The sequence below is a fragment of the Acidobacteriota bacterium genome, assembly GCA_009838525.1.
Lineage (GTDB): Bacteria > Acidobacteriota > Vicinamibacteria > Vicinamibacterales > UBA8438 > VXRJ01.
Genome location: VXRJ01000005.1, coordinates 1 through 25,991, shown reverse-complemented (window position 1 = coordinate 25,991; position 25,991 = coordinate 1). Strand labels below are relative to the sequence as shown.

The 25,991-nt window shown below is 68.3% G+C and carries 30 protein-coding genes and 1 tRNA gene; 24 read left to right on the top strand and 7 right to left on the bottom strand.

The window, feature by feature from the left end; genetic code table 11:
- Positions 1–13 precede the first annotated feature (13 nt).
- The 24 genes from F4Y45_01340 to queC all read left to right on the top strand — a co-directional run bounded on the left by F4Y45_01340 (position 14) and on the right by queC (position 18,245).
- Positions 14–817, top strand: coding sequence for a class I SAM-dependent methyltransferase (locus tag F4Y45_01340; GenBank protein MXY23150.1), 804 nt, complete (start codon positions 14–16; stop codon positions 815–817).
- Between the two features lie 89 nt (positions 818–906).
- Positions 907–1,656, top strand: a complete 750-nt coding sequence (locus F4Y45_01335) for a YebC/PmpR family DNA-binding transcriptional regulator (protein MXY23149.1) — start codon at positions 907–909, stop codon at positions 1,654–1,656.
- Complete coding sequence (gene ruvC, locus F4Y45_01330) at positions 1,644–2,126, top strand: crossover junction endodeoxyribonuclease RuvC (GenBank protein ID MXY23148.1); 483 nt, start codon at positions 1,644–1,646, stop codon at positions 2,124–2,126. The genes F4Y45_01335 and ruvC overlap by 13 nt, the downstream gene beginning before the upstream one ends.
- Positions 2,123–2,719, top strand: coding sequence for a Holliday junction branch migration protein RuvA (gene ruvA, locus F4Y45_01325; GenBank protein ID MXY23147.1), 597 nt, complete (start codon positions 2,123–2,125; stop codon positions 2,717–2,719). Before ruvC ends, ruvA begins: the two co-directional genes overlap by 4 nt.
- A gap of 78 nt (positions 2,720–2,797) precedes the next feature.
- The gene (gene ruvB, locus F4Y45_01320; protein ID MXY23146.1) at positions 2,798–3,829 is read left to right on the top strand and encodes a Holliday junction branch migration DNA helicase RuvB; all 1,032 of its coding nucleotides are present in this window, start codon (positions 2,798–2,800) and stop codon (positions 3,827–3,829) included.
- 64 nt (positions 3,830–3,893) lie between these two features.
- Positions 3,894–4,886 carry a ketoacyl-ACP synthase III gene (locus tag F4Y45_01315; protein MXY23145.1) on the top strand — a complete coding sequence of 331 codons (993 nt, stop codon included), beginning with the start codon at positions 3,894–3,896 and terminating at the stop codon, positions 4,884–4,886.
- A gap of 59 nt (positions 4,887–4,945) precedes the next feature.
- Positions 4,946–5,986: a tRNA preQ1(34) S-adenosylmethionine ribosyltransferase-isomerase QueA gene (gene queA / locus F4Y45_01310; GenBank protein ID MXY23144.1), complete on the top strand. Its 1,041-nt coding sequence runs from the start codon at positions 4,946–4,948 to the stop codon at positions 5,984–5,986.
- Between the two features lie 40 nt (positions 5,987–6,026).
- Positions 6,027–6,103, top strand: a tRNA-Met gene (locus F4Y45_01305).
- A gap of 89 nt (positions 6,104–6,192) precedes the next feature.
- Complete coding sequence (gene tilS / locus F4Y45_01300) at positions 6,193–7,650, top strand: tRNA lysidine(34) synthetase TilS (protein MXY23143.1); 1,458 nt, start codon at positions 6,193–6,195, stop codon at positions 7,648–7,650.
- Positions 7,647–9,563 carry an ATP-dependent metallopeptidase FtsH/Yme1/Tma family protein gene (locus F4Y45_01295; GenBank protein MXY23142.1) on the top strand — a complete coding sequence of 639 codons (1,917 nt, stop codon included), beginning with the start codon at positions 7,647–7,649 and terminating at the stop codon, positions 9,561–9,563. Before tilS ends, F4Y45_01295 begins: the two co-directional genes overlap by 4 nt.
- A gap of 71 nt (positions 9,564–9,634) precedes the next feature.
- Positions 9,635–10,420 carry a dihydropteroate synthase gene (gene folP / locus F4Y45_01290; GenBank protein MXY23141.1) on the top strand — a complete coding sequence of 262 codons (786 nt, stop codon included), beginning with the start codon at positions 9,635–9,637 and terminating at the stop codon, positions 10,418–10,420.
- Positions 10,421–10,440: 20 nt separating this feature from the next.
- Complete coding sequence (locus F4Y45_01285) at positions 10,441–11,256, top strand: TIGR00159 family protein (GenBank protein MXY23140.1); 816 nt, start codon at positions 10,441–10,443, stop codon at positions 11,254–11,256.
- Positions 11,256–11,624, top strand: coding sequence for a YbbR-like domain-containing protein (locus F4Y45_01280; protein ID MXY23139.1), 369 nt, complete (start codon positions 11,256–11,258; stop codon positions 11,622–11,624). The genes F4Y45_01285 and F4Y45_01280 overlap by 1 nt, the downstream gene beginning before the upstream one ends.
- A gap of 43 nt (positions 11,625–11,667) precedes the next feature.
- Positions 11,668–13,068 (top strand): phosphoglucosamine mutase, encoded by a 1,401-nt coding sequence (gene glmM / locus F4Y45_01275; protein ID MXY23138.1) that lies wholly within the window; start codon positions 11,668–11,670, stop codon positions 13,066–13,068.
- Between the two features lie 21 nt (positions 13,069–13,089).
- Positions 13,090–13,812, top strand: a complete 723-nt coding sequence (locus F4Y45_01270; GenBank protein MXY23137.1) for a pyridoxine 5'-phosphate synthase — start codon at positions 13,090–13,092, stop codon at positions 13,810–13,812.
- Between the two features lie 72 nt (positions 13,813–13,884).
- Positions 13,885–14,139, top strand: coding sequence for a YHS domain-containing protein (locus tag F4Y45_01265; GenBank protein ID MXY23136.1), 255 nt, complete (start codon positions 13,885–13,887; stop codon positions 14,137–14,139).
- Positions 14,042–15,055, top strand: coding sequence for a class II aldolase/adducin family protein (locus F4Y45_01260; GenBank protein MXY23135.1), 1,014 nt, complete (start codon positions 14,042–14,044; stop codon positions 15,053–15,055). The genes F4Y45_01265 and F4Y45_01260 overlap by 98 nt, the downstream gene beginning before the upstream one ends.
- A 30-nt stretch (positions 15,056–15,085) precedes the next feature.
- Positions 15,086–15,370, top strand: coding sequence for an ethanolamine utilization microcompartment protein EutM (gene eutM, locus F4Y45_01255; protein ID MXY23134.1), 285 nt, complete (start codon positions 15,086–15,088; stop codon positions 15,368–15,370).
- 14 nt (positions 15,371–15,384) lie between these two features.
- On the top strand, positions 15,385–15,657 hold the full coding sequence (locus F4Y45_01250) for an ethanolamine utilization protein EutN (GenBank protein ID MXY23133.1): 273 nt from the start codon (positions 15,385–15,387) through the stop codon (positions 15,655–15,657).
- A 30-nt stretch (positions 15,658–15,687) separates the two neighbouring features.
- On the top strand, positions 15,688–15,972 hold the full coding sequence (locus F4Y45_01245) for an ethanolamine utilization protein EutN (GenBank protein ID MXY23132.1): 285 nt from the start codon (positions 15,688–15,690) through the stop codon (positions 15,970–15,972).
- Positions 15,969–16,214, top strand: a complete 246-nt coding sequence (locus tag F4Y45_01240) for a hypothetical protein (protein MXY23131.1) — start codon at positions 15,969–15,971, stop codon at positions 16,212–16,214. Before F4Y45_01245 ends, F4Y45_01240 begins: the two co-directional genes overlap by 4 nt.
- A 12-nt stretch (positions 16,215–16,226) precedes the next feature.
- Entirely contained in the window at positions 16,227–16,910 is a 684-nt protein-coding gene (locus tag F4Y45_01235) for an endonuclease III (GenBank protein ID MXY23130.1), read from the top strand.
- A gap of 8 nt (positions 16,911–16,918) precedes the next feature.
- Positions 16,919–17,560 (top strand): radical SAM protein, encoded by a 642-nt coding sequence (locus F4Y45_01230; protein MXY23129.1) that lies wholly within the window; start codon positions 16,919–16,921, stop codon positions 17,558–17,560.
- The gene (gene queC, locus F4Y45_01225) at positions 17,550–18,245 is read left to right on the top strand and encodes a 7-cyano-7-deazaguanine synthase QueC (protein ID MXY23128.1); all 696 of its coding nucleotides are present in this window, start codon (positions 17,550–17,552) and stop codon (positions 18,243–18,245) included. The genes F4Y45_01230 and queC overlap by 11 nt, the downstream gene beginning before the upstream one ends.
- Positions 18,246–18,293: 48 nt before the next feature.
- On the opposite strand, the gene dacB is transcribed toward queC, so the two are convergent.
- From dacB to F4Y45_01190, 7 genes are all read right to left on the bottom strand, one after another.
- Positions 18,294–19,904 carry a D-alanyl-D-alanine carboxypeptidase/D-alanyl-D-alanine-endopeptidase gene (gene dacB, locus F4Y45_01220; GenBank protein ID MXY23127.1) on the bottom strand — a complete coding sequence of 537 codons (1,611 nt, stop codon included), beginning with the start codon at positions 19,902–19,904 and terminating at the stop codon, positions 18,294–18,296.
- A 3-nt stretch (positions 19,905–19,907) separates the two neighbouring features.
- Positions 19,908–21,326, bottom strand: a complete 1,419-nt coding sequence (locus F4Y45_01215; GenBank protein MXY23126.1) for a DUF4340 domain-containing protein — start codon at positions 21,324–21,326, stop codon at positions 19,908–19,910.
- Positions 21,327–21,342: 16 nt separating this feature from the next.
- Positions 21,343–22,980, bottom strand: coding sequence for a hypothetical protein (locus F4Y45_01210; protein MXY23125.1), 1,638 nt, complete (start codon positions 22,978–22,980; stop codon positions 21,343–21,345).
- Between the two features lie 25 nt (positions 22,981–23,005).
- The gene (locus F4Y45_01205; protein MXY23124.1) at positions 23,006–23,776 is read right to left on the bottom strand and encodes an ABC transporter permease subunit; all 771 of its coding nucleotides are present in this window, start codon (positions 23,774–23,776) and stop codon (positions 23,006–23,008) included.
- Positions 23,769–24,809, bottom strand: a complete 1,041-nt coding sequence (locus F4Y45_01200; protein MXY23123.1) for an ABC transporter ATP-binding protein — start codon at positions 24,807–24,809, stop codon at positions 23,769–23,771. The genes F4Y45_01205 and F4Y45_01200 overlap by 8 nt, the downstream gene beginning before the upstream one ends.
- A 104-nt stretch (positions 24,810–24,913) precedes the next feature.
- Positions 24,914–25,651, bottom strand: a complete 738-nt coding sequence (locus F4Y45_01195) for a response regulator (GenBank protein ID MXY23122.1) — start codon at positions 25,649–25,651, stop codon at positions 24,914–24,916.
- Positions 25,652–25,750: 99 nt separating this feature from the next.
- A partial coding sequence (locus F4Y45_01190) for a hypothetical protein (protein MXY23121.1) occupies positions 25,751–25,991 on the bottom strand: 241 nt, incomplete at its 5' end.

Genomic DNA, 25,991 nt, shown 5'->3' with positions numbered 1-25,991 from the left:
TGCCGGCGCACCGATGGAACGATGCGCCACCCCGAGTGAAGGCTGGCACGGCTGGGATGCCTACGCCCCTTTCTACGACTGGGAGAATCGCCGGACGCAGGGGCGGCGCGACGTCCGGTTCTGGGTGGACCTCGCGCGCCGCGCGGATGGCCCGGTGCTGGAACTGGGTTGTGGAACCGGGCGACTGTCGCTGCCCGTGGCGCGCGCCGCGGCCGGTTTCGTCGGCGTCGACCGGTCGATGCCGATGTTGCGCGAGCTCCGGGCCAAGCTCCACCGCGCCCGCCTGAGCGGCCGGGCGTCGATCGTGCGGGGAGACATTCGGACCCTCCCGTTCCGGCGCCCCTGGCGTTGCGCGCTGGTGATGGCCCCCTACGGCATGTTGCAGTCGTTGTTGACCGATGACGACCTCGACGCGGCACTCGCCGCCGCGGCGCGGGTTCTGCCGCCGGGCGGCGCGCTGGGGATCGACCTGGCGGCAGGTCTGGCGCGCTGGCGGGAGTACGAAAAGGAAACCGTCCTGCAAGGTTGGATGGCGGGCGGGCGCCGCGTGACGCTGATCGAATCGGTCCGCCAGGTGCGTAGCGACGGTCTCACCGTCTTCGACCAGGAATTCGTCGAGTCGCTCGCCACCCGCCGGCAGGTCCACCGCTTCTCTATCGCGTTCCGGACGGTGACCGTGCCACAGATGGCGGATCATCTCGAACGCGCGGGCTTCACGGTCGACGCCGTGCTCGGCGATTACCAGGGCGCGGAGTGGTCGCCCGATGCCGCCGTTTGGGTGATCATCGCGCGGCGGCGCCGGCCCGTCCGGGGCTGAGCGGCGCCAGCGTCTCGCGTCCGGGGCGTGCGATAATGAGCCCTGCGGCGGACGTGCCGCGCGGCCAGTCAGCAGCGGAGCAGAGCCTCATGTCAGGGCATTCCAAGTGGGCGTCGATCAAGCACAAGAAGGGTGTCGCGGACGCGCGCCGCGGCAAGCTGTTCACCCGCATCATCAAGGAGCTGACGGTTGCCGCGCGCGACGGCGGCGGCGACCCCGCGTCCAACCCCCGCCTCCGCACCGTGATTCAGGAAGCGAAGGCGGCGAACATGCCGCAGGACAACATCAAGCGCGCAATCCGTCGCGGCACCGGCGAGGAACCGGGCGTGTCGTACGAGGAAGTGACGTACGAGGCGTACGGTCCGGGCGGGGCGGCGCTGCTTATTGTCTGCCTCACGGACAACACCAATCGGGCGGTTGGCGAAGTTCGTCACGTGTTGTCGAAGCACAACGGCAATCTCGGCACCACCAACTCCGTCGCCTGGATGTTTGAGAAGCAGGGACACATCGTCGTGGAGCGGGAGGGCGCGGACGAGGAGGCCCTGATGACGGCGGCTATCGACGCCGGCGCCGACGACTTCCGCGAGGATGGCGCCAACTGGGAGATCGTCAGCAGCCCGGAGGCGTTCGAGACCGTCCGCACCGCGGTCGATGCGGCGGGCGGTTCGCCCGTTTCGGCGCAGGTCGCCATGCTGCCGCAGAACTTCGTCAAGCTGGAAGGGAAGACCGCCCAGCAGATGCTCAAGCTGATGGACGCACTGGAGGAACTGGACGACGTGCAGCACGTCTGGTCTAACTTCGACATCGAGGAAAAGGAAATCGAGGCATCGCTGGCGTGAGGATCTTCGGGGTCGATCCCGGCTCCGCGCACACCGGCTATGGCTGCATAGAGACCGACGCCAGCCGCCACCGGATCGTCACCTGCGGCGCCCTCAGCCCCCCGGCAAAGGCCTCGTTTCCCGAGAAGCTCCAGTCCATCCACGACGAACTGGCGAAAGTGCTGCGCGAGTGCGAGCCCGACGCCGTCGCGATAGAGGACTTGTTCTACTCCCGCAACGTCCGCAGCGCGCTGAAGCTGGGCCATGTCCGGGGTGTCGTCATGCTGGCCGCGGCCGAGGCGGGCTTGCCGGTGACCGAGTACGCGCCGGCGGCGGTGAAGCGGGCGGTGGTGGGGTACGGCGGCGCCGAGAAGCAGCAGGTGCAGCAGATGGTGGCGTTGCTGCTCGGGTTGACCGAGCCGCCGGACACATTCGACGCGGCGGATGCGCTCGGCGTCGCGATCTGCCACGCTCACACGATCCGTCCATGATCGCGGCACTCCGAGGCACGCTCGCGGAGAAGGCGCCGAACCGGCTAGTGGTCGACGTGGGGGGCGTCGGCTACGACGTTCAGATCCCGTTGTCCACCTTCTACGCGGTGGGCGACAAGGGCGCCGACGTCGATCTCCGCATCCATACCCACGTCCGCGAGGAAGCGCTCTCGCTCTTCGGCTTCGCTACGCGCCTGGAACAGGAGCTGTTCGAACGGTTGATCGCGGTGAACGGCGTCGGTCCGCGCCTTGCGCTGGCAGTGCTCTCCGGGATCGAGCCGTCCGAACTGGTCCGGGCGATCCGCACCGCCGATGTGGCCCGCCTGGTCAGCATCCCAGGTATTGGTCGGAAGACTGCGGAGCGGATCGGTCTGGAACTGAAGGACAAGCTGCCCGCCGCGGTGATGCCGGCCGTCGAAGAGTCGGAAGGCGCGACGGACGAAGAGGATCTGCAGAGTGACGTCATTTCGGCGCTTCTGAACCTGGGCTATCCGCGCGGCCACGCCGAGCGCGCCGTCGCTGCCGCCCTGAGGGCGGGGCGGGGAGACTTCGAGGGAACGCTGCGGCGGGCGCTCCGGGATCTCACCCGGTGATGGCCAGCAAGGTTTGCGACGCAGGAGTTCCGCGCCAGCGGAACTTCGAACCCGCCCACCAGGGCGCGCGCGCTTAGAATGGCAGCCGTGGAAACGACCGAACGTGTCCTGAGCACGGTCCGGACCGACGAGGAGGCCCAGTACGAAGCCGGCCTCCGTCCCCGCGCCCTGGACGACTACATCGGGCAGGACCGGGTCCGCGAGAATCTGACGGTTTCCATCACGGCGACTCGCAACCGGAACGAGGCGCTCGACCATGTGCTTCTGTACGGGCCGCCCGGACTCGGCAAGACGACGCTCGCCTATGTGATCGGTCACGAACTGGGGGTTGCCGTCCGCGGGACGGCCGGACCCGTGCTGGAGCGCCCGGGGGACCTCGCCGCCATCCTGACGAACCTGAAGGCGCGCGAAGTGCTCTTCATCGACGAGATCCACCGGATGAGTCCCGCCATCGAGGAGATCCTCTACCCGGCGATGGAGGACTACGAGCTGGACATCGTGATCGGGCAGGGACCCGGAGCGCGGTCAGTGAAGGTTCCGCTGCAGCGCTTCACGCTGATCGGCGCCACCACGCGGGCCGGATTGATCACGTCGCCGCTGCGGGCGCGGTTCGGTATCGTGCACCGGCTCCACTTCTATACCGAGCGGGACCTGTTCGAGATTGTCGCCCGCTCGGCGAGGATTCTCGGTGTGCCGATCGACACCGACGCCACGAGTGAGATTGCGCGCCGCTCGCGTGGGACGCCGCGCGTCGCCAACCGCCTGCTGCGCCGCGTTCGCGATTACGCGGAGGTGCGGGCGGACGGCGCGATCACGCTGGCCGTGGCGCGCGACGCCCTGACGCTGCTCGAAGTGGACGATCAGGGATTCGATGAGGCGGACCGGCGCCTGCTGCACGCGATCATCGACAAGTTCGGCGGCGGCCCGGTCGGACTGAACAGTCTGGCCGCCGCCATCAGCGAAGAGAAGGACGCAATCGAGGACATCTACGAGCCCTATCTGATTCAGGCGGGATTCCTCGACCGGACGCCGCGCGGCCGAATGGCTACGGCGCGGGCCTATGACTACTTCGGGATCGATAGCCCGAAGCGGCACCCGCGCCTGTTGTAGCGCGGCGAGCGGAGGAACTGAGCGAGTGGCGAACGATGCGACAGGACAGTTTGCGCGCGGCGGCATGCTGCGGCGGGTCAAGGTGGCCGCGCTCGGCACGTACGTGCCGCCACGCGTCCTTACCAATGCCGACCTGGAGCGGATGATCGACACCTCGAACGAGTGGATTCTGAAGCGGACCGGCATCCGTGAACGCCACATCGTGGACGAGGGAGTGGCGTCTTCCGACCTGGGAAGGGAGGCAGCGCTTGCCGCGCTTTCAGAGGCCGGCGTCGCACCGGAACAGGTCGGCTTCATCGTCGTCGCCACCACCACTCCCGACATGTTCTTTCCCAGCACCGCCTGTCTCGTGCAGCACAAGATCGGCGCAACGAATGCCTGGGGATTCGATCTCGGCGCGGCGTGTTCCGGGTTCACCTTCGCGTTGACGACCGGCGCCCAGATGGTGGCGACCGGCGCTCATGACCATGCGCTGGTGATTGGGGCCGACGTGATGTCGTCGATCATCGACTTCAAGGACCGCGCCACCTGCGTCCTGTTCGGGGACGGCGCGGGCGCGGTGGTGGTGTCGCCGGCGGACGATGACGGCCTGGAGATCATCGACTTCGCACACGAGATCGACGGGAGTGGCGGGCCCGCGCTCCGGATGCCGGCGGGAGGCAGCCTCCGGCCCGCGACGCACGAGACGGTTGATCAGCGCCTGCACTATGTCCATCAGGACGGCCCCGCCGTCTTCAAGTTCGCAGTGCGCAAGATGGCCGAGATTTGCCAGCGCGTGCTCGACGCCAACCACCTCACGTCGGATGACATCGACCTCTTCGTGTCGCATCAGGCCAACCGGCGGATCATCATGAGCGCATCGGATCATCTCGGCGTCGACCCCAAGAAGGTGGTGATCAACATCGAACGCTACGGCAACACCACCGCCGCGACGATACCGCTGGCGCTGGCCGACGCTCGTCGCGATGGACGCCTCAGGAAGGGGGCGCGCGTGCTGCTGGTGTCGGTGGGCGCCGGCTTCACCGTCGGCGCGGTTCTCCTGCGCTGGGCATACTGACTGGGCCACGGCGGCACGGCCTCACGGCTTCGCCCGCGAGCCGGCAGGGAGAGAGAGCCATGCGCCTCTCGGAGTTCGACTATCAGCTTCCCGATGCGTTGATCGCACAGGAGGCGGCCCCGGAGCGGGACGCGTCGCGTCTGCTGAGGGTCGACCAGAGCACCGGCGCCCGATCGCATCACACGGTCACGGAGCTGCCGGAGCTGCTTGCGCCGGGCGACCTGCTGGTGGTCAACGACACGCGCGTCGTCCCGGCGCGGCTGCTCGGCCGGCGCCATCCGAGCGGCGGCGCCGTCGAGTGCCTCCTGCTCGGCCGGATTCACGACGACCGGTGGGACGCGCTGGTCCATCCGGGACAGAAGCTGCGCGCCGGCGCGCGCGCCCGTTTCGAGGGTGACGGCCATCTTCTGGAGATGGAGGTGCTCGAACGGCACTTCCATGGCCGGCGAACGATCCGCCTGGCCTCGGCGGCCGGCTCCGTGGACGCGGCAATCGACGCGCTCGGGCACGTCCCGCTGCCGCCCTACATCAAGCGGCCGGATCGCACGGCGGACCGGGAGCGCTACCAGACGGTGTACGCCGTCGCGCGCGGATCGGTGGCGGCGCCGACCGCCGGCCTCCACTTCACGCCGTCGCTCCTCGACCGGCTCGCCGACCGCGGCGTCGAGCGGCGCAGCGTCACCCTCCATGTCGGCTACGGCACTTTCGAACCGGTGCGCACGGAAGTCGTGGCGGACCACCGCGTCGCTGCGGAGCGGTACTGCGTGCCGGCCGCCACCGCCGAGGCGATCAACCGGGCCCGCCGCGACGGCCGCCGCGTGATCGCGGTCGGGACCACCACGACGCGGACCCTCGAGGCGGCCGTGCGCCGTGACGACCCGTTGCGGCCGACCGAGGGCGAAACCAACCTGACGATTGCCGGCGACTTCGACTTCCGCGTGGTGAACGGCCTGCTTACCAACTTTCACCTTCCCCGGTCGTCGCTCCTGCTGCTGGTCGCGGCCTTCGCCGGTCGCGAGCGCATCCTCGCCGCCTATCGCGAGGCGGTTGAACGGCGTTACCGTTTCTACAGCTACGGCGACGCCATGCTGATCCTGTGAGGGCTGCCAGCCAGGGCGTCGCGTATAATTCAGGGTTTCTGCCGGTGTAGCTCAGCTGGTTAGAGCAAGCGGCTCATATCCGCTAGGTCCGGGGTTCAAGTCCCTGCACCGGCACCATCCCCCTGTCTGGCGGTTCGGACGGCGGAATTGGCAGTCATGTCGCGTGCGCCGCCGTACGCGACCTCCGCATCGTAGAATCAGGCATTGTGTCGCGCTCCTGCCTGACGCCCCTGCATCGGCGCGTCCTGCGGGCGATTGACCAGGACCAGCTCATTCCCTCCGGCGGACGGGTCGCGGTGGCGCTGTCGGGCGGCGGCGACTCGGTCGCCCTGGCGGCGATCCTGGCGGATCTGGCGGTCGAGGCCGACTGGTCGGTCGCCTGCCTCTTCCATGTGAACCACCAGTTGCGGGGCGCCGCTTCGGACGCGGACGAGGGGTTCTGCGGGGTCGTCGCGCGAGACCTGGAAGTTCCGATCCAGGTTGCCCGGATCGATGTAGGCGCGCGGGCGCAGGCCGACCGCACGTCGATCGAATCAGCCGGTCATCGGGTCCGCTACGAGCAGTTCGTCCGACTTGTTGCCGAGGGGAAGACCGATCGGGTGGCCACGGCACACACCATGGACGACCTTGCGGAAACCGTTCTGCTCCGCCTGGTGCGCGGTGCGGGCCCTTCCGGCCTCGCCGGGATCCGCCGCCGGGCGGGAGATGTGATCCGTCCCCTGCTGGACGTGCGCCGCGACGAGCTGCGGGGGTTTCTGCGCGAGCGGGGCCTGCAGTACCGCGACGATCCGAGCAATCAGGACATGACGGTCCTTCGCAACCGGGTCCGGCATCGGGTGCTGCCGGTCCTCGAGCGGGAATGCTCGCCGGCCGTGGCGGAAGCGCTCGCCCGCGCCGCCGCTATCGCCGGGGCCGACGCCGACTGGATCGGCAAGGCCGTGAAAGAGGCGGAACCCGGTGTCATCCAGGTTGCAGGTGAGGAACTGGCGATCGATGTCTCGCGCCTCATGGCGGCGCCCCCGGCGCTGGCGCAGCGCCTCGTCCGCCTGGCGCTGCAGCGGGTGGGCGGGCGCCGGGTCGGATTCCATCATGTCGCGCAGGTGCTGCAAATGGCGCGGGCGGCCGGGAGCGGATCGCCGCGCGTCGACCTGCCGGGCGTTCAGGTGGAATGGCGCGACGGTCGGCTGCATTGTGCGCCGCCATCCGTGCGTCGCAGAAGAGGCCGACCGGGGCAGGAGGTCTGCCCTGACGGTGAGTCGAACGGTTTCGAGTACCCACTGCTGGTCCCCGGCGAGGCGGCGATCCCCGAGCTGGGCCTTCGCGTTTCGGCCGCGCCGGCCGCCGCGTCCAGCCTTCGCGACCCCCGGGGCACCACGGTCGCCATGCGGGCATCGGACCTGACTCCCCCGTTGCTGGTTCGCAACTGGCGTCCGGGCGACTCCTTCCGGCCCCTCGGTCTGGGAGGCCGGGCCAAGAAACTGCAGGACTTCTTCGTGGATCGGAAGATCCGCCGCGCCGACCGGCATTCCATTCCGCTGGTGATCGACCCTCGGCTGGGCGTGGTCTGGGTGGCCGGGCACGGTCTGGCCGAGGATGTCCGGATTAACGCCCCGGACGAAGGCGTGTTAGTCTTGAAAGTAAGAAAACTGGGGGGAATGGGGTGAATCCGTCTGTCCGGAGCTTCGCCTTCTGGGCGCTGGTCATCGTCGTTGTCGCACTGATCTGGAACTTCTCGACGACCTACCAGGCGGGCGACGACGCTATCTCGTTCAGCGAGTTCATGCGCCAGGTCGAGACCGGCCAGGTGGAGAACGTCACGCTGACGGGTAACGAGGTGACGGGCGCCACGACCTCCGGAGAGTCCTTCCGCACCTTCGCGCCGCCCCAGTTCGAGGGGCTGGTCAACCGCCTGATCGAGCGCGATGTCCAGGTCAACGCCGAGGAGGCGACGGGCAGCCCCTGGACGACGCTGCTGTACTCCTGGGCGCCGATCCTGCTGATCGTCGGTTTCTGGATCTTCTTCATGCGCCAGGTGCAGTCGGGCGGCAACAAGGCGCTGTCGTTCGGCAAGAGCCGCGCCAAGCTGTCGTCAAGCGCGCAGAAGAAGGTCACTTTCAAGGACGTCGCCGGCGTCGAGGAACCGAAGGAAGAACTGCAGGAGATCATCGAGTTTCTCAAGGAGCCGCAGAAGTTCCAGAAGCTGGGCGGGCGGATTCCGAAGGGCGTGCTGCTGATGGGCCCGCCCGGAACCGGCAAGACGCTGCTCGCGCGAGCCGTCGCCGGCGAGGCGAACGTGCCGTTCTTCTCGATCAGCGGCTCCGACTTCGTCGAGATGTTCGTCGGTGTCGGCGCCTCGCGCGTCCGCGATCTGTTCGAGCAGGGGAAGAAGAACGCTCCCTGCATCATCTTCATCGACGAGATCGACGCGGTGGGCCGTCACCGGGGCGCCGGCCTGGGTGGTGGACACGACGAACGGGAGCAGACGCTAAATCAGTTGCTGGTCGAGATGGACGGCTTCGAGTCGAACGAGGGCGTAATCCTCGTGGCGGCAACCAACCGGCCCGACGTCCTCGATCCGGCGCTGCTTCGTCCCGGACGTTTCGATCGGCGCATCGTCGTCAACCGGCCCGACGTAAAGGGGCGCGAGGGGATCCTCGGCGTCCACACGCGCAAGATTCCGCTGTCGGACGATGTTGACGTGCACGTCGTAGCTCGCGGCACGTCCGGCTTCTCCGGCGCGGACCTGGCCAACCTGGTCAACGAGGCGGCCCTCAACGCGGCGCGCTTCAGCCAGAAGGTGGTCCAGATGCAGGACTTCGAGTTCGCGAAGGACAAGGTCCTGATGGGCTCGGAGCGCCGCTCGATGATCATCAGCGATGACGAGAAGCGGGTGACCGCCGTTCACGAGGCGGGGCATGCCCTGCTGACGGTCCTGTTGCCGCACGCCGATCCGATCCACAAGGTGACGATCATCCCGCGCGGGATGGCGCTCGGCGTGACGCAGCAACTGCCGGTCGACGACAAGCACAACTACTCGCGCGACTACCTGAACGATCAGATCGCCATTCTTCTGGGGGGCCGCATCGCCGAAGAGCTGACGAACGGGAATGTCACGACCGGCGCGGGAAACGACCTCGATCGCGCCACCGACATGGCGCGCCGGATGGTCTGCGAGTGGGGGATGAGCGACGAGATCGGACCTCTGACCTACGGCAAGAAGGAAGAGCAGGTCTTCCTCGGGCGCGACTTCGCGCAGTCGCAGGACTACAGCGAGGGAACCGCGGGCCGGATCGACGATGAAATCAAGCGCATCGTCACCGAGAACTACGACCGCGCGAAGCAGCAACTCGATACCCACAAGGACGAACTGGTCCGGATCGCCGAGGAGTTGCTGATCCGGGAAGTGCTCGACGGCGAACAGGTCAAGCGGATCGCCAAGGGGTTGCCCATCGACGATCCTGTGACCGAGCCGCCCCGGCCTACTACTACCGGCCCTGTTGCCACGGATGACGAAGAGCAGGCCAAGCCGGTTGTCCCCCCAGTTCCCTCGCTCGACAAGGCCGTCCCGCAGGAGTGACGCCCCGCACGCGGTACACGCTCGCGTTGCCTGATGGGCGTACGCTGGCGCTCGGCGCCCGCACGCTCGTCATGGGGATCGTCAATGTCACCCCGGACTCGTTTGCCGATGGCGGTGCGTGCCTCGATCCCGATCGGGCGGCGGATCACGCCCTTGCCCTCGAAGCGGCGGGCGCCGACCTGATCGACATCGGCGCGGAGTCTACGCGGCCGGGCGCCGACCCGATCCCGCCGGACGAGGAACGCCGGCGCCTGATGCCGGTGCTCGACCGGCTGGCCGGCCGCCTCGGCGCACCGATCTCGGTGGACACGCGGAAGCCGGTGGTGGCCCGGGCGGCGCTCGCGGCGGGAGCGGCCATCATCAACGACGTCTCGGCTCTCGCCGACGGCGCCGGGCTGGCGGCGGCCGCCGCGGCAGCGGGCGCGCCACTCATCCTGATGCACAACCGGGGGGAATCGCGCGACATGTACGCGGGCGCGAGCTACCACGACGTCGCGGCGGAAGTGGCAACGGAACTGCGGGGCGCGATCCGCCGCGCGCTGGCGGCCGGTCTGCCGCGGGAGCAGATCATCATCGATCCCGGACTCGGCTTCGCGAAGCGGGCCGAGCAGACCGCTGCCGCGCTCGCCGCGCTGCCGGCGCTCCGGGCGCTCGATCAGCCTGTCCTGGTCGGTCCGTCGCGCAAGTCGTTCCTCGCGGCCGCGCTCGGCGAGCGGACACCCGCCGACCGCGAATGGGGCACGGCCGGCGCGGTTGCCGCGGCCGTCTGCCTCGGCGCCCACATCGTCCGGGTCCACCATGTCGATGCGCAGCGGGACGTGGCGCGGGTTGTCGACCTGATCCGCGCCGCCGCATAGGGTTCGCCAGAGGCCAGCAGATGGCGTTCGAGGGAATCGGGGGGTTGCTCGGAGGCGTCGATATCGGCTGGCGCGACCTGCTGGACATCGCCGTTGTCACTTTCATCATTTATGAGTTTCTCAAGCTGATTCGCCGCACGCAGGCGATCCAGGTCGTGTTCGGCGGCGCGCTGGTGGTTGGCCTCTACTACGTCTCGGAGATCGCGTCGCTCCGGACCGTCAACTGGATCATCGGCGACATGTTCGGTTACGTCGTCATCGCCGCCATCGTGCTCTTCCAGGCCGACATTCGCCGAGGTCTGGCGCGCCTGGGTCAGGCGCCGTTCGTGCGATACCTGTCCCGCCGTGACACGACCGGAGAGACGCTCGCGGAGGTTGCGATGGCGGCAGGGCTGCTGGCAAGCCGTCAGGTGGGCGCGATTATCGCCATCGAACGCGACATCGGCTTGCGCAACTACGTCGAGAGCGGCATTCCTCTTGATTCACGCGTCACCTACGACCTGCTGGTCAGCATCTTCCTGACCGATTCACCGCTGCACGACGGGGCGGTGATTATTCAGGAAGATCGGATCGCCGCCGCTTCGTGCTTTCTGCCGTTGACGGTTCAGCCGCAGCGCACCGGACTTGGCACCCGCCACCGCGCGGCGATTGGGTTGACGGAAGAATCGGATGCCGTGGCGGTAGTCGTTTCCGAGGAGAGCGGCGCGGTCTCGCTGGCGGTCGACGGGGTGCTCGAACGGGACGTCGATCCAGGGCAACTGGCCGCGCGGCTCGAGCGTCTCGTGCAACCCGCGCGGCGAGCGCGCCCCGTCTCGACGGCGGACGAGGTGGCTTGATGCGCCGATTGCGCGATTTTCTTCTCGGCGACCTGAGCCTGAAGCTGCTGGCCCTCGTTCTGGGCTTTGCCTTCTGGTTCAGTGTGGCGCGCGAGCCCGTTATCGAACGCCGGATGGTGGCGCCGCTGGGCCTCGAGAATGTGCCGGAGGCGTATGACGTGGCCGGCGACGTGCCGGAGAATGTCGAGGTGCGGGTGCGGGGCGCGGCAAGCATCGTCCATGGCCTTGTGCCGGGCGCCGTGGTGGCGTCGGTCGACCTCGCGGATCTTGGGCCGGGCCGCTTTACCTTGCCGGTGACGGTCACCTCCGCTCCGGATGTAGGCGTGACGGGTGTCGAGCCCCCGAGCATCCGCGTGACGCTCCGCTAGGAAGTGCCGCCGCGACCGCGCCACGGGCCGTGACGAACCCTCCATGAGCACCCGGATGTTCGGTACTGACGGGGTGCGCGGCGTCCCGGGCACTCCGCCGCTCGACGCAGACACCATCGTGCGGCTCGGCGCGGCGATTGCCGCGGAGCTGCGCGCGGCGCCGGACGGACCGTTAACCCCCCGCATCGTTTGCGGTCGCGATACGCGAGACTCGGGCGCCTGGATCCAACGGCAGCTTGCCGTGGGCGTTCAGGAGGGAGGCGCTGAGTTCCTCAGCGTGGGTGTGGCGCCGACGCCCGGTGTCGCGATGCTCACGGCGCGCGGGGGCTTTGACGCCGGCCTCGCGGTTTCCGCGTCCCACAACCCCTACCCGGACAACGGGATCAAGTTGATCACGGCCACGGGCGCCAAGGCGACTCGCGACGTCGAGCAACGGATCGAAGCTCGCCTTGGGCGGGACGGCACGCCGCCTGGGATCGGGAGTGCTCCCGGGGCGGTGACGGAAGCGGCGCACCTCGTGGCGGCCTATGTGGACCATCTTGCCGACATTGCGGGCGCGGCGCCGCTGAACGGCATGCGGGTCGCGATCGATTGCGCGCACGGCGCCACCAGTCGCCTCGCGCCCGAGGTGTTGGGACGCCTGGGCGCCGACGTCGTCACGCTCCACGCGGCGCCCGACGGACGGAACATCAACCAGGCGAGCGGATCGACCCACCCCGAGGCGCTGCAGGCGGAGGTCGTGCGCCAGGCATGCGCGGTCGGCTTTGCCTTCGACGGCGACGGGGACCGCGTGATTGCGGTCGATGCCGCCGGCCGCCTCGTCGACGGCGACGGCATCCTGTATCTCGTGGCGTGCGCCCTGCGCGACGCGGGCCGCCTGCCGCACGACGGCATCGTCGCCACCGTCATGAGCAACTACGGTCTGGAAAGCGCCCTCCGGGATGCAGGCATCACTCTTCATCGATGCGGCGTCGGCGATTCGACGGTGTTTGCGGAGATGCAGCGGCGGAGTCTGTCCCTCGGAGGCGAGCAGTCGGGCCATGTCATCTTCTCCGACCTCCTGCCGACCGGCGACGGGATCGCCACGGCGATCAGGGTGCTTCGAATCCTGGCCGAGCAGGAGGTGGGTCTGGCGGAGCTGGTGGACGGCCTGACGATTCTGCCGCAGGTTCTTGTGAATGTTCCGGTGACGCGCATGCCGCCGATCGCGGCGGTGCCGGAACTGAATGCGGCGGTCGGCCGGGCCGAAGCCCAGCTCGCGGGCTCTGGACGCGTGCTCGTCCGCTACTCCGGCACCGAATCGCTTCTCCGTGTCATGATCGAGGGGCGCGACCGGGAGGCGGTGCGGGCGCTGGCGTCGGGGATAGCCCAGCAGGCGCGCGAGTCGCTAGCAGCCGGTGGTGAAATCCCGCGTCACACCGAGAGCGGCGAGACGCCCGGCTGACAAGGCGCGACGAGGACAGGCATCATGCGTCTCGGCGTAAACATCGATCACGTCGCCACCGTTCGACAGGCCCGCCAGGCGCGCGAGCCGGAACCGATCGCCGCCGCGCTGCTCGCCGAACTGGCCGGCGCGGAAGGGATCACGGTTCACCTGCGGGGAGACCGCCGCCACATTCAGGAACGGGACATCGAGTTGCTCCGCGAGGTCATCACCACCAAGCTGAACGTGGAGATGGCGGCGACGGCAGAGATGGTGGACATCGCCTCGCGCGTCAGGCCGGATCAGGTAACGCTGGTCCCGGAGCGTCCCGATGAGCTGACGACGACCGGTGGCCTCGATGTCGCTGGCGGCGCGCGCGCGCCGGCGACGCATGCGGCAGAGAGCCTGACGGGCGCGGGCATCGCGGTCAGCCTCTTCATCGATCCCGATCCGGCGCAGGTCCGTGCCGCCCGCGCCGCTGGCGCCGGCGCGATCGAGATCAACACCGGTCCGTACGCCGACTCACGCTCGGCCGGAGCCCGCGGGATGGAACTGACGCGGGTGGCGGAGGTGGCGCGCCTCGCGCAGGACGAAGGACTCGAGGTGCTGGCCGGTCACGGTCTCACCTACGTCAACGTCCACCCCATCGCCGCGATCTCGGAGATCGTCGAGGTCAACATCGGCCACAGCGTGATCGCCCGCGCCGTCCTGGTCGGCCTGGAGCGGGCCGTCCGCGAGATGATCGCTCTGTTGAATCCCCGCTAGCGGAACTTCCAACGCGCCGGGCGGGGCGCGCGCACAGGCTTCCGCCGTGGACTGGTAGTATCGGGCTAGCCGATGTTGGGATGGCTGCTGCGCGGCGTTTTTCTCGTGCTCATCCTCCGCATCGTCTGGAAGTTCATCTCCGGACTGATCGAGGGCGTGCGCGGTCCGCAGTCGGGGCGGCGGACGGTGCGGGGCGGATCGCTCGAGCGCGATCCGGTCTGCGGGACCTATGTCGAACCGACACGAGCGCTCACGGCGCAGGTGTCGGGCAAGACATACTACTTCTGCTCGGAGCAGTGTCTCCGAGCGTTCCGGAAGACGGCCTGACGGGACGCGGCTGGCAATCACGATGAGGGAGAACGAATCGCTCCGCGCGGACATCGTCGAAGTGGGGCGGCGCCTGCACGAGCGGGCCTACGTCGCTTCCAACGACGGCAACATCAGCGTTCGCCTCGACGACGATCGGGTCCTGACGACTCCGAAGGGCGTCTCGAAGGGATTCATGACGCCCGACATGATGGTCGTGACGGACCTCGACGGAAAGAAGCTGACCGGAGAGCGCGACCCGTCGTCGGAGTTGCTGATGCATCTTGCCGTCTACCGCCGGCGAAGCGAAATCGGAGCCGTGGTCCACGCGCATCCGCCAGTGGCGACCGGTTTCGCGGTCGCCGGCATCCCGCTCGACCGCGCCGTCCTCGCGGAGGTGGTCACTACGCTCGGCAGCATCCCGATCGCCGACTACGGGACGCCGTCGACGCAGGAGCTGGCGGACGCGGTCGACCGCCACATCGCGGTGCATGACGGCCTGTTGCTCGCGAACCACGGCGCCATCACGGTCGCCGATCGGTTGATGCCCGCTTACTACAAGATGGAGACCATCGAGCATTTCGCCCGGATCAGCGTGGTGGCGCGCCTGCTCGGCCGCGAACGTCTGTTGTCGCGCGAGGAAGTGAACCGCCTGCAGGAGTTGCGCGGCACCTACGGCATCGCGGCGCCGGCGCCCATTTGCCCGGACGGCACGGACGGCATCGTTGCCGGTGAAGACGCCGCGTGCCAGACGCTGGAGGCGCCGTCCTCGCCGGGCCGGCGTCTGGTCGACGATACGCCGGCTTCGCCGGGCAGTGGGGATCCCGTCGCGGTCGGCGCGGGCGACGGCCGGTCGGGCGGCGACGCGGAAATTCGGCTAACATACCGCGAACTTGCGTCCCTCATCGAGGATGCTATCTCCCGTTTGCGGAAGTAAGCGACATCGCGCGGGCGTGCGGAGGATTACATGGGCGAAGCGTTGGGCATGGTCGAGACGAAAGGGCTCGTCGCGATGATCGAGGCGGCTGACGCGATGGTCAAGGCGGCGAAAGTGACCCTCGTCGGCTGGGAGAAGATTGGCGCCGGTTACGTTACCGCCATCGTGCGGGGCGACGTGGCGGCGGTGAAGGCGGCGACCGACGCCGGCGCCGCCGCCGCACGGCGGGTAGGCGAGCTGGTGTCGGTCCACGTCATCCCGCGGCCGCATGAGCACCTCGAGGGTACGCTCCCGATCGGCAAGGCGGGCAAGTAGGTAGACGGTAAGTTGTGATCCTCGCCAAGGTGGTCGGCACCGTCGTGGCGACGCGCAAGGACGAGCGCCTCGTCAGCAGCAAATTGCTGGTCGCGCAGCCGATCGATCCCGACGGCGCGCCGCGCGGACATCATCTGGTGGCGATCGATACGGTGGACGCGGGTGCGGGCGAGACCGTGCTCATCATTACCGGCAGCTCGGCGCGCATGGCGCGGGGATTGCGCGATGCGCCGGTGGACGCCGCGATCGTCGGGATCGTCGATTCCGTCGAGCTGACGTCTGGCTGACTAGCTCAGGGGGCCTGGGGAGCCCGGACCATGCACCTGGCGCGCGTCATTGGTGACGTAGTTTCCACCCTGAAGGACGCCAGCCTCGAAGGGCAGAAGCTGCTGCTGGTGCAGCCGGTGGCCCCGTCCGACGAACCTGTCGGCGCGCCGATGGTGGCGATAGACGCGGCGCAGGCAGGTGTCGGCGAGCTCGTGCTCGTCGTTCGCGAAGGCCGCGCCGCCGTCGCCGCCGTCCGCCGCTCGGCCGCCCCGGTCGAAGTCGCGATCGTCGGCGTGGTCGATTCCGTGCACATGGCGCCGGGGTCCGATCGATGACCGATTCTGCCGTCCAGGCTGCCATCGACGCGGCGATCCGCGCTCACCTGGAGCGCCGGGGGAACGCGCCGCCGGTCGCGGGCGGGCCTGCCGGACCGCGGTCATCTCACCCCGGTGAGGACGCGAGCCACGCGCGGTTCGGCGGCAGTCGTCTCGCGGGCGACCCGCCGTCCGGTCAGTGCGTCATCGAGCCGTCGGTCGAGTGCGTTCACTGCGACTACTGCCGGTCGCAGGGCTACTGATCGCCTGCCTCGATGCCGTCCCGGTTCACTTCTCCCCGCGGCATCGGCGTAACGATGCGCCGGATCGGCCGCGCGATCGAGCAAATGGACCTTCCCGCGATCGAGAAGGTAGCCGAGGAGCAGCAGGGCGATCCGTTCCAGGTGCTGATCGCCACGTTGCTGTCGGCGCAGACGAAGGACCCGGTGACGCACGAGGCGTCGAACCGCCTGTTCAGGAAGGCATCGACGCCACGATCGATGGCCCGGCTCGATACGGCGACCATCGAGCGGCTGATCTACCCGGTCAGCTTCTATCGAAACAAGGCGCGCCACGTAAAGCAGGCGTGCGAGCAGCTCGTCCGCGAGTTCGAAGGCCGCGTGCCGACCACCATGCGGGAACTGCTCACGCTGCCCGGCGTCGGCCGGAAGACCGCCAACCTGACGTTGATCGTGGCGCACCGGAGCGCCCGGAATATCTGCGTCGACACGCACGTTCACCGGATTGCCAATCGCCTCGGCTGGGTTACGACCCGCACGCCCGAGAAGACGGAGCTGGCCCTCTACGACGCCGCGCCCCGCCGCTGGTGGGCTGCGATCAACCTTTATCTCGTCACCTGGGGTCAGAATGTCTGCCGGCCGGTCTATCCCCTGTGCAACGGCTGCGCGGTTTCGGATCGATGCCCCCGGATCGGCGTCGCCCGCGTCGGCCGGTCCTGAGATGAGCGATGCTGACGGTCAACGAGATCTTCTATTCGATTCAGGGTGAGTCGAGCTTCAGCGGGAGGCCGTGCGTCTTTGTTCGCCTGACCGCTTGCGACCTGCGCTGCCGATGGTGCGACACGGCGTACGCCTTCGCCGAGGGGGAACCGGCGTCCGTGGACGATGTCCTGGAACGCATCGGCGCGTACGATTGTCCGCTGGTCGAGATCACCGGCGGCGAGCCGCTGCTCCAGTCGGAGGTGTATCCCTTGATGCGGCGGCTGCTGGACCGCGGCAAGACGGTTCTGCTGGAGACGGGCGGCCACATCGACATCTCGGCGGTGCCGCGCGAGGTCGTCAAGGTGGTCGACGTCAAGTGTCCGGGCAGCGGAGAGTCGGAACGGAACGACTGGGGCAACCTGGAGCGGCTTGCAACGCACGACGAAGTGAAGTTCGTCATCGCCGACCGGGCGGACTACGAGTTCGCGCGCGACGTCGTCCGGGAGCATGGGCTCGACCGGCGTTGCCGCGCCGTGCTCTTGTCACCCGTCCACGGCGAACTCGATCCCTCGGTGCTTTCCGCCTGGGTGTTGGAAGATCGCGTGCCGGGGCGCGTGCAGGTCCAGTTGCACAAGTACCTTTGGGGCGCGGAAACCCGTGGCGTCTGACCTCGCCGCCCGTCACGCGGTACTGCTGCTGAGCGGCGGCCTCGATTCGTACACCGCCGGCGCAATCGCCAGGACGGACGGCCTGGCCCTGCATGCCCTCACGGTCCGTTACGGCCAGGTGCATGCGCAGGAGATTGAGGCGGCACGGCGCGTCGCCGCGGCGCTCGGCGTCGATGCACACCTGGAACTGCCGGTCGATCTTTCCGCGATGGGGGGATCGGCGCTCACCGGCACGGGAGAGGTGCCGAAGGACCGGCCGCTGGACGACGGCGCGATCCCGCCGACCTACGTCCCGGCGCGCAACACGGTACTGCTGTCTCTCGCGCTCGCCTGGGCGGAGGCGCTCGGCGCGACCGACCTCGTGATTGGCGTCAACGCGCTCGACTATTCCGGCTATCCCGACTGCCGTCCGGAGTACATCCGGGAGTTCGAACGGCTTGCGGCGCTGGCGACGAGAGCAGGGGTCCAAGGGGCGCGTTTTCGTGTCCACACGCCACTGATCGCGATGACGAAGGCGGACATCATCCGTCGTGGCATGGCGCTGGGCCTCGACTACGGGCTGACGCACAGTTGCTACGACCCGGTGGCCGACGGGCGGCCGTGCGGGCGGTGTGACAGTTGCCGCCTTCGCGCGCGGGGATTCACCGAAGCCGGTGTGCCCGATCCGGTCGTTGCGCGAACCTGATCGAATCCCCGGCGCCTCCTGCCGCCGCCACCGCCGGGTCTGCTCCGTTCACGGCTGGGCGTGGGCCGCGATCGCGACGACCGCGGCGTCGATGGCCCGTGTTATCTCCGCGGACGGTACGGTGTAGTTGTTCGCCAGAATCGCGAACGCAATGGGCTCGCGGCCCTGCGCTACGACGTAGCCGGCCAGCGCGCGGACGCGTGTCATCGAGCCGGTCTTCGCCCGCACCGCGCCATCGGCGGCGCTGCCGACCATCCGGCTGCGCAGCGTCCCGTCGCGGCCTGCCACCGGGAGGGTGTCGACAAACGGTTCGCGGTGACGGGGATCGCGCCACAGCCGCGCGAGCACGTCGAGCAGCCCGGCGGAACTCAGCGCGTTGTAGCGGGAGAGCCCTGAACCGTCCGCGACGATCGCCCGGGATCCTCCGATGCCCCACTCCTCCAGAACGGCTTCCGCGGCGGCCGGCCCCGCCTCGCCGGTCCCTCCCGTGACGACACCCAGATGCTGCAGCAGCGATTCCGCGTACAGGTTCTGACTCCGCTTCATCAGTTGAACCGCAATCGTCGACAGCGGTTCCGATTCATGCCGGATGAGCGGCCGCAGTCGCTGGCGCAGGGTCTGCTTCACCGCCGGGTCGAACTGATCGATGTCGATAGCTTCCCCTTCCACGTCGACGCCCGCCCGCTGCAGCGCGGTCCGCAGGCCCTGCACGAAGAAGAGGGTGGGATCGGAAACCGCGCCGGTCCGGACGGCGGCCGGTGCGCCGAGCGGGATCTCCCCGGTGACCAACAGCGCCCCGCCATCCGGCCGCCGGCTCAGCCGGATGTTCGTGTTGCCTCCCTCCGGGCGCGTCACCGTCTGGTTGATCAGCGTGACTCCACTGGCAGAGCCTGGTGTCACGCGCGGCGCGCGAATCTCGATCCGGGCCGGACTGCCGGGGGAATCGGCCGGCGACACGGCAAGCTCCACGACGTTCTCGTGCTGCTGCAACGCGCCGGCCGGCGCCGAGAACGCAAGAGCGAGGTCGTCCCACGCCCAGCCTGCGCCCAGGCCCGCCGTCTCCTCGCCGCGCCTGCCGCCATCGAACGCATCGTCGTCGCCGATGATGCGTCCGGCGATCCGCACGATTCCGCGTGCGCGCAGCTCGCCGGCCCAGCGAGCGAACAGATCCTCCGTTCCGGGCGCGTTGATCGTCGGATCGCCCGTGCCCCTGACCACGAGATCGCCCTCCAACGTGCCCTCGCGGATCTCACCTGTCGCCGCCAGCGTAGTTTCGAAGCGGTGATTCCAGCCAAGCCGCTCGGCGGCGGCGGCAACCGTCACCACCTTCATGGTCGAGGCGGGCGTCAGCAGCAGATGCTGATTGCGGGCATAGAGCGTCTCGTCGGGCAACCGGAGCACCTGGCCCCGAAGCACGCGCATCTCCGCGCTCCAGACCACGGGGCCGAGGTCGGGGTCGTTGAAGATCGCATCGAGGGTCGAACCGAGCGGCGTGTCGGCGCCGACGTCGGCGGCGCTCTCGGGCACGGCGCCGGCCGGGAGATTGGAAACGCCGGGAAGGGCGACGGTCGCCGGTGGCCGCCGGACAACGCAACCCGTCAGCAGCAGCGCGATTGCCGCCACGGAACCGGCGAGCCGGAGCCGAGTGACCGCAGGCACGGCTCACTCCGACGGGACGTTCGGATCGAGCGCGTCTAGCGCTTCCAGGGCGGTGTCCACTGCCGCGACGTCCAGGATCGCGGCTCCCGGTTCGTCGCCGTGCGCTCCGTGCGCCGCATCATCGGCCCGGTTGATGAGCGCGGTTTCCGTCACGCCGTCGCCGAACGTGGCGGTGACCCGCAACGTGGGGTCGTCGAGGCCGATGCCGTCGCGGCTCGCGGCAAATCCATCCGCCGACAGGTTCGAGAGCCCTCGAAGCAGTGCGTCGATCCGGGACCGTTCGATCTCCTCGGGGGACGGTTCGACGCGGCGCCAGACGTCGTCGGCGGTCGACACCAGCGGCGCGTCCGCATCGTCGTCGCCGTCCGGCGGAACTTCCTTCTCGAATCGAATGGTCCGGCCCTCCCGCTCGATGACCAGCTCGGTCACGTTGAACGGCCGAAAGTCGAACAGATCCGCCTGCCGGTAGGTCTCGCTGCCCCGCAGCAGCTCGTCCACCATCGCGGCGTCGACCGTGAAGACCAGGGGGCGGGATGCGTCCCGGGCCCAGACCGTCGTTTCCGGGGTCTCCTCGCCGATCAGCAGGGTGTGCGTCTCGCCCGCCACCGCAATCGCGGCGGTGGCGCGTGGCGTCTCCAGGCCGTACTGCGCGAGCGCTTCGCCCTCCGCCGCTTCCTCGACGATAGTCAGCATCTCGGCCGATCCGACACGTCCGACGAGCGCTTCGACCAGACCGAAATCGGCACGGACATCAAGCGGCTCCACGATCCGCCAGTCTCCCTCCGCCTTCGCGAAGCGAAGCCTCCCTTCGAACTGACCGTCGGCCGGGACGCCGGCATGGTCGATGGTGAGCGAGGTGGTGTCCGGACCGGTGAACTCGAGAACCGACCGGTCCCGGAGGTCGAACGTGTTGCGGTTGAGGGTCGTATCCAGGAAGCCGGGAATCAGCAGCAGGCGGCCGTCACCGATCGTGGCGTAGCGTTCGCCGCCGGTAGGGGTCTCGTCGCCTACCGCGACCGTGAGCGGCTCTCCGTCCGCGGCGGCGAAAGTCACAGCGAACCCCGGGGGCGCCAGGCCGAAGGGGGAGAGGTCCGTGACGGTCTCCTGGACGACACGCCGGATCTCCAGGCTGGCCACGCTGCTGGCGATCGCCGACGCCGCGTTGCCGTCGGCCGGCGCATCGACCGGCGACGTCACGGTCCAGTCGTTCGCTCCCTCGCTGGCGCGCGATAGCTCGGTCACGTCGCCGTTGTCGGCGGTGACGGTGAGTGCGGTTATGGTGTCGGCCTCGAGATCACCGAACGCCTGTTCGGGCGTGTCCGCTTCGGACGCGGGGGGCCGTTCCCGCTCGACGAACCAGGCGTAGCCGCCAATGACGAGGAACGCCACCAGCAGCACCAACGTGGACCGGAGGCTTCGCATGGCTGAGTCGTACCCGTTATCCGCGACGGTTCCACCACGTCACGAAGCCGAGGGCCAGGATGCCCCCGGGAACGATGGCGAGGGAAAGCCAGTAGATGCGGGTCTGCTGGTCGGCGGTCAACGTGATCCGCCGATCCTCGGGCTCGCGCGGCCGGATCGCGATCAGGTTCTCCTGTTGCGCGAGCCAGTTGACGGCGTTGAGCAGGAGATCGCGGTTTCCCTGAATGCCGACGGCGGCATTCGACGCGAAGTCGGAGTCACCGAAGACGGCAAGGCGGGCCTGCAGTGGCGCGTCGTCCTCGGCGTCTTCGCCGCCGTCACCGCCTTCGCCGGGGTCCGCCGCGGCATCATCTGCCGAAGCGTCCGTTTCCGCGCCGTCCGGCCGGTCCACGGTCTGGGACACGACGGCTGCGATGATCACGGGCCCAGGCCGGTCGCCCGCCGGTTCGTCCAGCGTCACTTCGCCCGTCTGGAGCTGCGCCAGGTCCGCTTCCGCCCAGCTCCGTTCGCTCGTCTGCACGATCGCCTCGGCGGTCCGCCCGTTGGCGCCTCCGGCCACCGGCTGCACGGAGCGGGCAAGTGGAAAGGCGGTCAGCAGGGCGAAGTTCTCCGTAATCGCGTGCGGCGGATAGGTGGCGGCGACAGGCACCGAGGCGTCGGTTCCGAGGAGCTGGCCGACGCCGCTCGCATCGACGACCACATCGTTACCCAACTCGATGCCCCATTCGGCGGTGAGCGCCTCCAGGTTCGGCGCCGGCGGATCGTCATTCGTCTCGGGCGGATCGAGCAGGAGCAGCAGCTTGCCGCCGCCTTCCAGATAGTCGCGCAACAGGTCCGTCTCGCCCGGCAGCAAGTCGGTGTCGGGCCCAGCGACCACGATCACCGTGGCATCGGCGGGCACTTCGGCAGCCTGGGCCAGCACGATGGTCTCGATGCGGAAGTTGTCCCGTTGCAGCGCGCCGGTAACCGCGCGATAGCCATCGCGCCCATCGCCTTCGGGGTCCGCCTCGCCATGTCCCTGGACGAAGTAGACGGTCCGTTCCTCTCCTTCCACCACCTTGATGAGCGCGTTGGTCAGTTCCTGCTCGGTGCTGGCGGTGGTTCGTTCGGTCCGCCCTTCGAATTCAAAGACGATCGTTCCGTAGACGTCGATCTCGTACTGTCGCGCCCGGACGGGATTCTGGTCGACATCGATGTACTCCACCTCCACCTGTGACGAGAGGTACTCGTACTCGTCGAACCGGTCGCGGAAGCGCGGGAACTCCGCCTCGCGGGCGAAAACAAGGACGTTGACGGGCGACTCGAGCGATTCCACCACGCGGCGCGTCTGATCCGACAACGAGTACTGCTGCGCGGCCGTCAGATCCCAGCGCCGGTTCTGCCGCGACAGGATGAAATTGGCCGCGACCACGATGCCGAGCGCCAGCACGATGCCGGTGGTCGCGAGTGCGCCGGCGCGCGTCTGCCGCTGCCCGGCAAGCGCCAGAATCTCGCGCCACTGCGTTGCCGTGTGGATCACTACCAGCGCAAGGCCCGCAACGGCCAGCCAGTACCAGAGTTCCTGCTGCTCGGGGAGGAGGAACCGGACCGCGACGCCAACGAACACCAGGGCGACACCCACCCAGCCGAGCGCTGCCAGAATCCTGTTCACCATCTTTCTTGTCTACCTCGGTTCGTGCCTACGCGCGCCATCGTTCACTGTCGACCGACTTCGCCGTCAGGAAGAGGCCAAACACGATGAAGCTGAGGTAATAGGCGAGATGCGCCGTGTCGATCACGCCCTGCGCAAAGTCGTCGAACGGCGCCCGGATCGCGAGCGCTCGCATGATGGCGCCGGCCACCGGGCCCGCCGAATCCGCCATCCAGTCCATTACGAAGAAGAGAAGCACGAGAGAGTAGGTCACCACTCCCGCCACGACCTGGTTCCGCGTCGTGCTCGACACCAGCAGGCCGAGCGAAACGAACGACGCGCCCATCAGCAGGAGGCCGAGATAGCCGCTCAGGATCGGCCCGAGTTCCGGCTCGCCGTAGATGAACAGGATGACGATGTGAACGCCGGTCACCGCAAGCATCAGCGTGAAGAGCGCCATCGCGCCGAGGAACTTCCCGAGGATAATCTGCAGGTCGGTCAGCGGCGAGGTGAGCAGCAGCTCGATCGTGCCGGAACGCTTCTCTTCCGCGTAGGCGCGCGCGGTCAGGAACGGAAGCGTGAACATCATGACGATCGACGTGTTCGCAAGGAGCGGCCGTACCATGAACTCGTTGATGTTGATGGTCTGCGGCCCACCGCCGAACATGCCCGCCTGAGCGCTGAACTGCACCATGAAACTGAGGCTGGCGACATAGAAGTAGCCGTACAGCAGGGCGAAGAAGCCAACCACGACATAGGCAATCGGCGAGACGAAGTAGGCCCGAAACTCCTTTTGCGCGATCGCGAGGATGTTAGCCATTGTCCTGTCTCCCCGCCCCGCCGGGGGCTGACGGTTCCTCCGGGGCCTCCTGTTCCAGAGCGCCGTCGTCCTGCGCAGCCTCCCCCGCAACCGGCTCGTCGGCCTCCTCGGTCGTCAGCTCCAGAAAGATCTCTTCCAGGCTCAGGCGTGCCCGTGTCATTTCCAGCAGGCCCCAGCCGCGGGTCACGACCGCGTTGGCGAGCCCGCGCCGGATGTCGGCGCCCGACTCCGCCTGCACGTCGACCAGCACGCCGTCGCCGTCCGCGACGCCGACGGTTATTGACGCCACGCCCGGTGTCTCGCGCAGCGGCGCTTCCAGGTCCGCGCCCCCGGCATCGATCCGCAGCCGGACCGTCTCGGACCCCTGCAGGCGTCCGGTCAGGTTCTCGGGCGTGTCTTCCGCCACCACCTTGCCACGGTTGATGATCACCACGCGCTCGCATGTCTGCGACACCTCGGGAAGAATGTGGGTGCTCAGGATGATCGTGTGGTCGCCGGCGAGCGCCTTGATCAACTCGCGCGTCTCGATAATCTGCTTCGGATCCAGTCCGGCGGTCGGTTCGTCGAGCACGAGGACGTCAGGGTTGTGGAGAATGGCCTGGGCCAGGCCCACCCGCTGCCGGTAACCCTTCGAGAGCTTGCCGCAGTGGCGATCCGCCATATCGCCCACGCTTGTCCGCGCCATCGCCTCGTCGATCCGCCGCTTCCGTTCCGATGACGACAGACCGTTTATGCGCGCGCAGAAGGTGAGGTACTCCCGCACCGTCATGTCGGGGTAGAGGGGAGGCGTCTCGGGCAGGTAGCCGGTCCGTCGCTTGGCCTCGATCGGTTGATCGATAACGTCGAAGCCGGCGATCTTCGCGGTTCCGCCGGTGGGCGGCACGCAGCCGGTCAGCACGCGCATGGTGGTGGTCTTCCCGGCCCCGTTGGGGCCCAGGAATCCGAGGATCTGGCCCTTTTCGACGCGGAAGCTGACGTCGCTGACCGCGGCGACCGGGCCGTAGTGTTTCGTGACGTTCTGGACTTCAATCACGGCGTCGCACCTCAGTCACCAACACCGGTTCGGATTCGTCGAGAGGGACCGCAACCTGACGGCGCCGCGTGTCGCGTGCAGCGCCCAGGCACAAAAAATCGTAGTCAGAAGTCCAGCGGAGTGTCAACGGCCGCGCCGCCCGCGCCGTGACGATCGACGAACTGATCGATGGCGGCCTGATCCGAGGCCGCCACGCGCTCGAACTGCAGTCCCATGCCGAGCCGTTGGTCGCTCCAGGCGACGCGTGCGTCCAGCTCCAGATCCTGTTCCGCCCCTGGCAGGCGAAACCGGACGGAGACGGCGGTGCCGGTTTCAGGCGGCATCATTGTCCGGACCCCGATTCCCCCCTTGCCGAGATTCAGAAGAAACGCGGCGGTGATGGTGCCGCCGACCCGGCAGGTGACCGGTATGCCGAGCCGGACTCGAGGACTGACCCGGCGGTTGAAACTGTCGGGGAAGAGGTGCGGCGCGAGTGAAGGCACGATCCGTTCCGCGCCGCTGTGCTCGTTGACGTAACCGTGAACGCCCAGTGCGGCAAGGTCCCGCACTTCGCCTGCCGTGGTAATCGATCCGCTGAAGACGAGAATCGGCCAGTGGCCCTTCTCGAGCGAACGGATCGAGCGTACGAGATTGACACCGCCGGGGCAGCCTAGTCGGAGGTCGACTACCAGCAGGTCGATCGGATCGCTCCGGTTGCGCAGGCAGGACAGCAGCTCGGGTTCGCTGCCGATGCCGATGGTGGTGTGACCCGCCCCCTGCAGGGCTGCCGAGAAGCGATCGCGGACGGCATTCGTCGGGTTGGCCACCAGGACGGTCTTGGGTGCCGTTGCGGAGGGCGCCATCCATCGTTTTATCGGTTGCTCGGGCCTCCAGGATCACTCCGACACGTGTCTTCGGATGGCGATTGACATGCTTTGGTCAAAATCAGTAACCTTTCGCCCTTAATGGTGGTGTCTTCCCAGGCGCCGCCGGCTGCCCGGCCCACGTGACCGGGGTGGGAGACGAGGGACGCTGAACGCTGGAGATCGAACCATGAAAGCAGCCTGGCGATACCTGATGGCAGTTGGTCTAAGTGCAGTGCTGGTGCTTGGCGCCGTGGCGTGTGGCGGCAATCCGCCGCCGGAACCGCCGCCGCCGCCACCTCCGCCGGCGCCGGAACCGCCGCCGCCGCCTCCGCCCCCT

What these genes read in the sequence shown, in the direction of transcription:
- glmM (MXY23138.1), top strand. Translation starts at nt 11,668, where the DNA reads ATGAGCACCCGGATGTTCGGTACTGACGGGGTGCGCGGCGTCCCGGGC.
- eutM (MXY23134.1), top strand. Translation starts at nt 15,086, where the DNA reads ATGGGCGAAGCGTTGGGCATGGTCGAGACGAAAGGGCTCGTCGCGATG.
- ruvA (MXY23147.1), top strand. Translation starts at nt 2,123, where the DNA reads ATGATCGCGGCACTCCGAGGCACGCTCGCGGAGAAGGCGCCGAACCGG.
- F4Y45_01195 (MXY23122.1), bottom strand. Translation starts at nt 25,651, where the DNA reads ATGGCGCCCTCCGCAACGGCACCCAAGACCGTCCTGGTGGCCAACCCG.
- F4Y45_01335 (MXY23149.1), top strand. Translation starts at nt 907, where the DNA reads ATGTCAGGGCATTCCAAGTGGGCGTCGATCAAGCACAAGAAGGGTGTC.
- folP (MXY23141.1), top strand. Translation starts at nt 9,635, where the DNA reads ATGGGGATCGTCAATGTCACCCCGGACTCGTTTGCCGATGGCGGTGCG.
- ruvB (MXY23146.1), top strand. Translation starts at nt 2,798, where the DNA reads ATGGCAGCCGTGGAAACGACCGAACGTGTCCTGAGCACGGTCCGGACC.
- F4Y45_01315 (MXY23145.1), top strand. Translation starts at nt 3,894, where the DNA reads ATGCTGCGGCGGGTCAAGGTGGCCGCGCTCGGCACGTACGTGCCGCCA.
- F4Y45_01260 (MXY23135.1), top strand. Translation starts at nt 14,042, where the DNA reads ATGTCGAACCGACACGAGCGCTCACGGCGCAGGTGTCGGGCAAGACAT.
- F4Y45_01240 (MXY23131.1), top strand. Translation starts at nt 15,969, where the DNA reads ATGACCGATTCTGCCGTCCAGGCTGCCATCGACGCGGCGATCCGCGCT.
- F4Y45_01280 (MXY23139.1), top strand. Translation starts at nt 11,256, where the DNA reads ATGCGCCGATTGCGCGATTTTCTTCTCGGCGACCTGAGCCTGAAGCTG.
- F4Y45_01235 (MXY23130.1), top strand. Translation starts at nt 16,227, where the DNA reads ATGCCGTCCCGGTTCACTTCTCCCCGCGGCATCGGCGTAACGATGCGC.
- F4Y45_01265 (MXY23136.1), top strand. Translation starts at nt 13,885, where the DNA reads ATGTTGGGATGGCTGCTGCGCGGCGTTTTTCTCGTGCTCATCCTCCGC.
- queA (MXY23144.1), top strand. Translation starts at nt 4,946, where the DNA reads ATGCGCCTCTCGGAGTTCGACTATCAGCTTCCCGATGCGTTGATCGCA.
- F4Y45_01285 (MXY23140.1), top strand. Translation starts at nt 10,441, where the DNA reads ATGGCGTTCGAGGGAATCGGGGGGTTGCTCGGAGGCGTCGATATCGGC.
- F4Y45_01205 (MXY23124.1), bottom strand. Translation starts at nt 23,776, where the DNA reads ATGGCTAACATCCTCGCGATCGCGCAAAAGGAGTTTCGGGCCTACTTC.
- F4Y45_01215 (MXY23126.1), bottom strand. Translation starts at nt 21,326, where the DNA reads ATGCGAAGCCTCCGGTCCACGTTGGTGCTGCTGGTGGCGTTCCTCGTC.
- F4Y45_01230 (MXY23129.1), top strand. Translation starts at nt 16,919, where the DNA reads ATGCTGACGGTCAACGAGATCTTCTATTCGATTCAGGGTGAGTCGAGC.
- F4Y45_01245 (MXY23132.1), top strand. Translation starts at nt 15,688, where the DNA reads ATGCACCTGGCGCGCGTCATTGGTGACGTAGTTTCCACCCTGAAGGAC.
- F4Y45_01210 (MXY23125.1), bottom strand. Translation starts at nt 22,980, where the DNA reads ATGGTGAACAGGATTCTGGCAGCGCTCGGCTGGGTGGGTGTCGCCCTG.
- F4Y45_01340 (MXY23150.1), top strand. Translation starts at nt 14, where the DNA reads ATGGAACGATGCGCCACCCCGAGTGAAGGCTGGCACGGCTGGGATGCC.